This is a genomic window from Streptomyces sp. NPDC057543, assembly GCF_042801895.1.
Taxonomy (GTDB): Bacteria; Actinomycetota; Actinomycetes; order Streptomycetales; family Streptomycetaceae; genus Streptomyces.
This window is the reverse complement of sequence record NZ_JBHVFF010000350.1, coordinates 1-7,658: the sequence shown is the minus strand read 5'-3', so window position 1 is coordinate 7,658 and position 7,658 is coordinate 1. Positions and strand designations below refer to the sequence as shown.

General features: G+C 68.9%; 5 protein-coding genes. 4 read left to right on the top strand and 1 reads right to left on the bottom strand.

The window, feature by feature from the left end; translation table 11 throughout:
- Nucleotides 1–58 precede the first annotated feature (58 nt).
- The gene (locus tag ACFU8Q_RS36575) at nt 59–1,258 is read right to left on the bottom strand and encodes an NlpC/P60 family protein (RefSeq protein WP_384462983.1); all 1,200 of its coding nucleotides are present in this window, start codon (nt 1,256–1,258) and stop codon (nt 59–61) included.
- A 363-nt stretch (nt 1,259–1,621) separates the two neighbouring features.
- On the opposite strand from ACFU8Q_RS36575, the gene ACFU8Q_RS36570 reads away from it, so the two are divergent.
- From ACFU8Q_RS36570 to kdpB, 4 genes are all read left to right on the top strand, one after another.
- Nucleotides 1,622–4,135 (top strand): DUF4118 domain-containing protein, encoded by a 2,514-nt coding sequence (locus ACFU8Q_RS36570; protein WP_384462980.1) that lies wholly within the window; start codon nt 1,622–1,624, stop codon nt 4,133–4,135.
- A 230-nt stretch (nt 4,136–4,365) separates the two neighbouring features.
- Complete coding sequence (kdpF, locus tag ACFU8Q_RS36565) at nt 4,366–4,455, top strand: K(+)-transporting ATPase subunit F (RefSeq protein WP_384462977.1); 90 nt, start codon at nt 4,366–4,368, stop codon at nt 4,453–4,455.
- A 13-nt stretch (nt 4,456–4,468) separates the two neighbouring features.
- The gene (kdpA, locus tag ACFU8Q_RS36560; RefSeq protein WP_384462973.1) at nt 4,469–6,133 is read left to right on the top strand and encodes a potassium-transporting ATPase subunit KdpA; all 1,665 of its coding nucleotides are present in this window, start codon (nt 4,469–4,471) and stop codon (nt 6,131–6,133) included.
- Nucleotides 6,133–7,658, top strand: a 1,526-nt coding sequence (kdpB, locus tag ACFU8Q_RS36555; protein WP_384462970.1) for a potassium-transporting ATPase subunit KdpB, incomplete at its 3' end; no start/stop codon positions are given. The genes kdpA and kdpB, both read left to right, overlap by 1 nt.

The following is a 7,658-nucleotide window of genomic DNA, read 5'->3' as shown; positions in this document are numbered from 1 at the left end:
GTCGGGAACCCGACGGGACTCGGCCGGGCTGTCAGGTGCGGCCCTCGCGGCCCGGGGCCTACTTCCCGGGTGCCGAGGACGAGCCGTACCCCGCGTCCGGTCCCGCGGACGCCCCCTGCGGAAGCTGCGGCGCCTCGTACGAGGACAGTGGTACGCCCCGCGGATCCGGCCGTACGGCGCCCAGCAGCGGGTTCGACGCCACCGGCGAGACCTTCACCTGCGCGCCCGGCCGGGGTGCCTGCACCACCAGACCGTCGCCGACGTACAGCGCCACATGGGTGGCCTTCGGGAAGTAGATCACCAGGTCACCCGGGCGCAGCGCGTTCAGCGGCACCTTCGGCAGCTGCCGCCACTGCTCCTGCGAGGTCCGCGGAATGACCTGGCCCGCCTTCGCCCAGGCCTGCGAGGTGAGCCCCGAGCAGTCGAACGAGTCCGGCCCCTCCGCGCCCCACACGTACGGCTTGCCGACCTGCCCGATCGCGTACTTCACCGCCTCGTCGCCCGCCCGGGACGGCGACCTGACCGAGGACAGCGCGCCCGAGGCGACAAGCGCGCCCTGGGCCTTGGCCGTGCCCTGCTGCTCCAGCCGGGCCAGCTCGGCGACCTGAGCGGCGGAGAGCTTGGCCAGCGTCGCCTCGACGGTCTTGAGCCGCGACCGCACCGCGTCCCGCTGCTTCTTCCGCTTGGCGGCCAGTACCTGCTGCTGGTCCAGCACCTTGCGCGACTCGGTCGCCAGCTCGGCCGCGCGCTTCTCCGCACCGGCGAGCCGCTTCACCGTCGCCGCCCGCCCGGCCGCCGCCCGCCGGATCACGTGCTCCTGGTCGAGGAGATGCTCGGGATCGGGGGCCAGCATCAACCGCACGTACGCGGAGAAGTCCGACTGCCCCTGGTACTGCTCCCGGGCCAGCTGCCCCGCCGCGTCCCGACTGCCGGACAGCGCGACGCGGGCGGCGGCGAGCGAGGTACTGAGCTTCTTCGCCTGCGCCGCACGTTTCTTCAGCTCCGCCGCGGTCCCGTTGTACGCCTCGGTGGCTTCCTCGGCCCGCTGGTACAACTTCTGCAACTCGGTCAGCAGCTGTGCGATGCCCTTGCCCGCCGCCACGGTGGCCGGGGTGGGAACGGCCGCGGGCGCGACGGACAGCTTCCCGGCGCCGCTCGCCTCCGGTCCCGGCGCCATGGGTGTGGCGGCTGCCGGCGAGGCTACGACGATCGTGGCCAGCGCCGCGGTGCAGACCACACGCAGGACTCCACCTGGCATGACATCACCTCCGGTGACGGGGCGAATCATGGAAATGCCCCATGGGCGAGCACAACGAATCAATACGGTCACCCGGTGTCAGGAGATTCAAGAACCCCGCGGCGTGGCGAGAAGCCGGTTCGCCCGGAAGGCGGTGAGTGGGGTGCGGATGCCGGGTGCTTCGGCTATGGCCCGGCGGGTGGATCAGGGACGGGCTGCGGTTCTCTCGTAACGGGTGGCGAGGCAGTCCCGCTGCTTCGGACTCGATCGACCTCGAGCGTGTCCTTGCGGGCTCGGGGCCGGTGCTGTCGAGTGGAGCGGCGCGGGAAGGCGCACCATGGTAGGACGCGAGGACGACATGGAGTACCTGCCAGGAGTTCGCCGGTGGCACGTGGACAGTTGCGGATCTACCTCGGGGCGGCCCCCGGGGTCGGGAAGACGTACGCCATGCTCGCGGAGGGGCAGCGGTTGCGTTCACTGGGCGCGGATGTCGTCGTGGGTTTCGTCGAGCCGCATGGCCGTCGGCCGACCGCCGCCATGGCCGACGGTCTGGTGACGATTTCCCGGCGTACTCTGGCCCATCGTGGTGCGGCGTTCTCCGAGATGGATCTGGACGCGGTGCTGGCCCGCCGGCCTCAGGTCGCGCTGGTGGACGAGCTGGCCCACTCCAATGTTCCGGGGGCCCGCAATGCCAAGCGGTGGCAGGACGTCGAGGAGCTCCTCGACGTCGGCGTCGACGTCGTCACCACGCTCAACGTCCAGCACCTCGAATCCCTCAACGACGTGGTCCGGCAGATCACCGGGGTCAGGCAGCGCGAGACGCTGCCCGACGAGGTGGCGCGTCGCGCCGATCAGATCGAGCTGGTCGATCTGCCGCCCGAGGTGCTGCGCCGCCGTATGGTGCACGGCGACATCTACCCACCGGACCGCATCGAATCAGCCCTCACGCACTACTTCCGGGTCGGCAACCTGACCGCGCTGCGGGAACTTGCCCTGCTGTGGCTCGCCGACCGGGTGGAGGAGGGGTTGCAGCGCTACCGGGCCGAACACGGCATCTCCGTTCCTTGGGAGACCCGGGAACGGATTCTGGTGGCCCTGAGCGGTGGCCCGGAGGGCGAGACGCTGATCCGCCGCGCCGCGCGGATCAGCGCTCGTACGCCCGGTACCGAGCTGCTGGCCCTCCACGTGGTCCCGGAGGACGGGCTCACCGGCATGGATCCGGCTGTACTGAACGCGCAGCGCACCCTTCTGGAGTCGCTCGGCGGCAGCTACCACCAGACCACGGGCGAGGAGGTTGCCGATGCCTTGCTCCAGTTCGCCGAGGCGGAGAACGTCACTCAGATCGTGCTGGGCGCGAGCCGGCGCGGCCGTCTCGCCTCCTTTCTGAGAGCAGGCGTGGGAGAGCGGACGGTCAAGCGGTCCGGCCCCATCGACGTGCACATCGTCACCCATGAGGAGGCAGCAGGGACCGCTGTGCCGATGCTTCCGCGTCCGAGTCGTGGCACGGGCCCACGGCGGTACTGGACCGCGCTGGCCGGCGCCGTGGTGCTGCTGCCCGTACTGACGCTCCTGCTGACCGCGCTCCGCGGCCACCTCGGCCTCGCCGGCGACCTGGTGATCTATCTGCTTGCCGTGGTCGGGGTGGCCCTGGTCGGCGGTCTCTACCCCGCGCTGTTCGCCGCGGTCGCCGCGGCGCTGCTCGCCGATTACTACTTCACGGCACCGGTGCACTCGCTGGCCATCGAGCGTGCCGACGAGATCGCCGCACTCGTGGTCTTCATCGCGACAGCCGCTCTCGTCGGCACGGCAGCCGGAACAGCCGCACAGCGTACGCATCAGGCCGTACGGGCGACATCGGAGGCCAAGGCGTTGAGCCGCCTGGCCACCGCCATGATGCGTGGCCAGGAGCTGCCGGCGCTGGTGGAGCAGATCCGGGAGAACTTCGGCCTCGGAGCGATCAGCCTGCTCGAAAGGGATCCCAGAGCATCCCCCGTGCCCCGCTGGTACGTGGTCGCCAGCGCCGGGGAACGGCCGCCGGAGAAGCCCTACGAGGCGGATGTGGAAAGTCCGGTCGACGACAACCTCACGCTGGCCGCCCGCGGCAAAGGACTGAGCACGGAGGACCAACGCGTCCTCGCAGCGTGCGCGGCCGAACTGGGACTGGTCCATGACCGGGGGCGTATGAGCGGCGGTGCCACCGACGCTCTCGCAGCCGCCGAACGCACTCGGGCATCTCTGCTCCTGGCAGCAGGCCGCGATCTGCGTGCTTCATTGCACACCGCCGAGGAGGCGCTCCAGCGCTTGCGGCGGCGTGCCGACGAGCCGGTTGCCGAGGAAGCGCAGCTTTTGGACGCGGCCCGGGCGGCCGTGTACCGGGCAGCGCGGGTGGTCACCGATCTCGACGATCTGAGCCGTTTGCATGCCGGGGCCCTCGACCTCTGCCTCCGCCCGGTCGACCTCGACGAGGCACTGGGCGCCGCCTTGGACGACCTCGGGCCCGGGGGCCACTCGATCGTTCTGCGCCTCCCGGAACAGCTGCCCGACGTGATCGCCGACGCCGCGCTCCTCACCCGTGCCCTGACCGCACTCGGGGCCGACGCACTGCGGCACAGCCCGCCGGACCGGCCCCCCGTCTTCACCGCCGAGGCCAGGGGCGGCCGCGTGGTGATCCAGGTGAAGGACGGGGCGCACGGCCCGGGTCCGGAGCCGGGCACAGCCGCCCGGGCATCGAGTACCAGGGGCGACAGTCTGGCCCTGCGGCTGTCGCGCGACCTCACCGAAGCCATGAACGGCGCCCTGGAGACGACCATCGAGGGCGGCGGGGCCACCTTCTCGGTGGCGCTCACTCTTCCGAGCGCCGCGCCCGGCGGCAGCGTGGCGTCCGGCCATGCCGGGTGAATCCGCAGGCTCCGCGTTCACCTGATCGGCCCGCGGAGCATCAGGCCACTCCCGAAGTGAACTGATATAGCGTCAAAAATGAGCCTTCGCGCCATGTTCCGGCCGGGGTGAACAATCCCGCCTCTGATGCCTCTGCGAGGTGATTCGCGTATGCCGGACGTAGCGTTCATCGGCCTCACGGTCGTGGTGTTCGCACTCATTGGTCTGATCGCAAAGGGGGCCGGACGTCTGTGAGCGCGGAAAACATCGTGGGCTTGATCGTTGCCGTATGCCTCGTGATCTACCTGGTCATCTGCCTGCTCCTCCCCGAGAAGTTCTAGGCGGAGAGGCCGGATGAACGACACTCTCGCGGGATGGCTCCAAATGCTCGCCCTGGCGGTCGCGCTGGGACTCTCCTTTCGGCCGTTGGGCGGCTACATGGCCCGCGTCCTGACCACCGATCACCATGGGCGGGCGGAACATCTGATCTACCGGGCAGGCGGAGTGAACGGCGACGCCGACCAGACGTGGCCGGTCTACCTGCGCAGCATCCTGGCCTTCTCCGCAGTGTCGGTGGTGTTCCTGTACGCATTCCTCCGCCTGCAGAACCATCTCCTGCTGTCTCTGGGAATGAAGCCGGTCAGCACGGACCAGTCGTTCAACACCGCGGCATCATTCGTCACCAACACCAATTGGCAGTCGTATTCCGGCGAATCGACCATGGGGCATCTGGTCCAGATGGCGGGCCTCGCGGTGCAGAATTTCGTCTCGGCGGCTGTGGGTATCGCCGTCGTCGCCGCACTGATCCGGGGCTTCGTCAGGAAGAAGACCGATCACGTCGGAAATTTCTGGGTCGACCTGACTCGGATCGTGCTTCGCGTTCTGCTGCCCCTGTCGTTCGTCTTCGCGATCGTTCTGGTGGCCGCAGGTACCGTTCAGAATTTCCACGGAATCCACGACATCACCACCATCGCAGGCGGACACCAGAGCATGACCGGGGGCCCCGTCGCCTCCCAGGAATCCATCAAGCAGCTGGGCACCAACGGCGGTGGTTTCTACAACGCGAATTCCGCGCACCCCTTCGAGAACCCCAACGCCTTCACCAACCTGATCGAGATCTACCTCATGCTGGTCATCGCGTTCTCGCTGCCGCGGACTTTCGGGACGATGGTCGGCGACAACCGGCAGGGCTACGCGATCGTTGCCGTGATGGTACTGATCTGGGGTGCATCGGTCGCCCTCGTGACCGCCAATGAACTGCACAGCGTCAGCAGCACGGCCGGTCACGCGGCCGGCGGCATGACGGAGGGCAAGGAGACGCGGTTCGGAATCTGGGCCTCCGCCCTGTTCGCGGCATCCACCACCCTTACGTCGTGCGGAGCGGTCAACTCCTCCCACGACTCGTACACGCCGGGCGGCGGCGGAATGACGATCTTCAACATGATGCTGGGGGAGATCGCGCCGGGCGGCACCGGATCCGGACTCTACGGAATCCTGATCCTGGCGATCGTCACGGTCTTCGTCGCCGGACTGATGGTCGGCCGTACGCCCGAGTACCTGGGCAAGAAGCTCCGGCCCCGGGAGATGAAGCTCGCCTCCCTCTACATCCTGACCACACCCGCGCTCGCCCTGGTCGGTGCAGGGCTGGCCATGGCGCTCCCGGGAGAGAGGGCCGCCATGCTCAATTCCGGACCGCACGGCTTCTCCGAGGTCCTGTACGCCTTCGCGTCTGCCGCGAACAACAACGGCTCGGCGTTCGCGGGGCTGAGCGCGAACACCGTCTGGTACAACACCACACTCGGTGTGGTCATGCTCGTCGGCCGGTTCCTGCCGATGGTGTTCGTCCTGGCGCTCGCCGGCTCGCTGGCCGGGCAGCGGCCCGTTCCGGTCACCGCGGGCACTCTGCCCACCCACCGGCCCCAGTTCGTCGGTCTGCTGACCGGAGTGATCCTCATCGTCGTCGGTCTGACGTACTTCCCCGCGCTCGCACTCGGCCCCCTTGCGGAGGGTCTGCACTGATGTCCACGACCGCCACTTCCGCTCCCACCCCGCCCGGCGGCGGGCGCCGGCGGCACCGGGTCTCGGGCGGACTGCTCGATCCCAAGCAACTGCTGACGTCCTTCCCCGAAGCCCTGCGCAAGCTGGATCCGCGCTCGATGGTCCACAACCCCGTCATGTTCGTGGTGGAGGTCGGAGCAGTCCTGACCACGCTGTCAGCCATCAGGACACCCGGTGTCTTCGCTTGGGTGATCACGGTATGGCTCTGGCTGACGTCCGTCTTCGCCAACCTCGCCGAAGCCGTGGCCGAAGGACGCGGCAAAGCCCAGGCAGAGACTCTGCGCCGCACCAGGACGACGACGACGGCCCGCCGTCTCACCGGCTGGCGGCCCGGCGTGATGGACGCAGCAGAGGAGGAGGTTCCTGGCGTCGACCTCCGGCCGGACGATCACGTGGTCGTGGAGGCCGGGCAGGTCATCCCGGGCGACGGCGATGTGGTCGAGGGCATCGCGAGCGTCGACGAGTCGGCCATCACGGGCGAGTCGGCACCGGTGATCCGCGAGTCCGGCGGTGACCGGTCGGCGGTCACGGGCGGAACCAAGGTGCTCTCGGACCGGATCGTGGTGAAGATCACCTCGAAGCCGGGGGAGACGTTCATCGACCGGATGATCGCACTCGTGGAGGGGGCCGCGAGGCAGAAGACACCGAACGAGATCGCGCTCAACATCCTGCTCGCATCCCTGACGATCATTTTCCTGATCGCGGTGGCGACCCTGCAACCCTTCGCCGTCTTCGCAGGGGCCGAGCAGACCATCGTCGTCCTCGTCGCCCTCGTCGTTGCCCTGATCCCCACGACGATCGGCGCGCTGCTCTCGGCGATCGGTATCGCGGGCATGGACCGGCTCGTGCAGCGCAACGTGCTGGCGATGTCCGGGCGCGCGGTGGAGGCCGCCGGCGACGTCAACACCCTGCTGCTCGACAAGACGGGCACCATCACCCTCGGCAACCGTCAGGCCGCCGAGTTCCTGCCGGTGGACGGAGTGATCACCGAAGAACTCGCGGATGCCGCCCAACTGTCGTCGATCGCCGACGAGACGCCCGAGGGCCGCTCGATCGTCGTCCTCGCCAAGGAGCAATACGCGCTGCGCGGCCGTAGTGAGGGGGAACTGGCCCAGGCACAGTTCGTACCCTTCACCGCTCAGAGCCGGATGAGCGGTGTCGACATCAGTGATCCTCAGAACAATCGGTCTTTGCGCAAGGGAGCGGCGACGGCAGTGATGCGCTGGGTCCGTGACAATGGCGGCCACCCCACGGCAGAGGTCGGCGCCATCGTCGACGGAATCGCTGCGAGCGGCGGCACCCCGCTGGTCGTCGGCGAAGTGACTCGGCACGGCGAAGCTCGCGACGCCCGGGTTCTCGGCGTCATCCACCTGAAGGACGTCGTCAAGGAAGGCATGCGGGAGCGGTTCGACGAGCTGCGCCGGATGGGCATCAGGACGGTCATGATCACGGGCGACAACCCGCTGACCGCGCGCGCCATCGCCCA

Bases quoted from the DNA above. Each gene is read 5' to 3' on its own strand.
- ACFU8Q_RS36575 (WP_384462983.1), bottom strand. From the start codon at position 1,258: ATGCCAGGTGGAGTCCTGCGTGTGGTCTGCACCGCGGCGCTGGCCACG.
- kdpA (WP_384462973.1), top strand. From the start codon at position 4,469: ATGAACGACACTCTCGCGGGATGGCTCCAAATGCTCGCCCTGGCGGTC.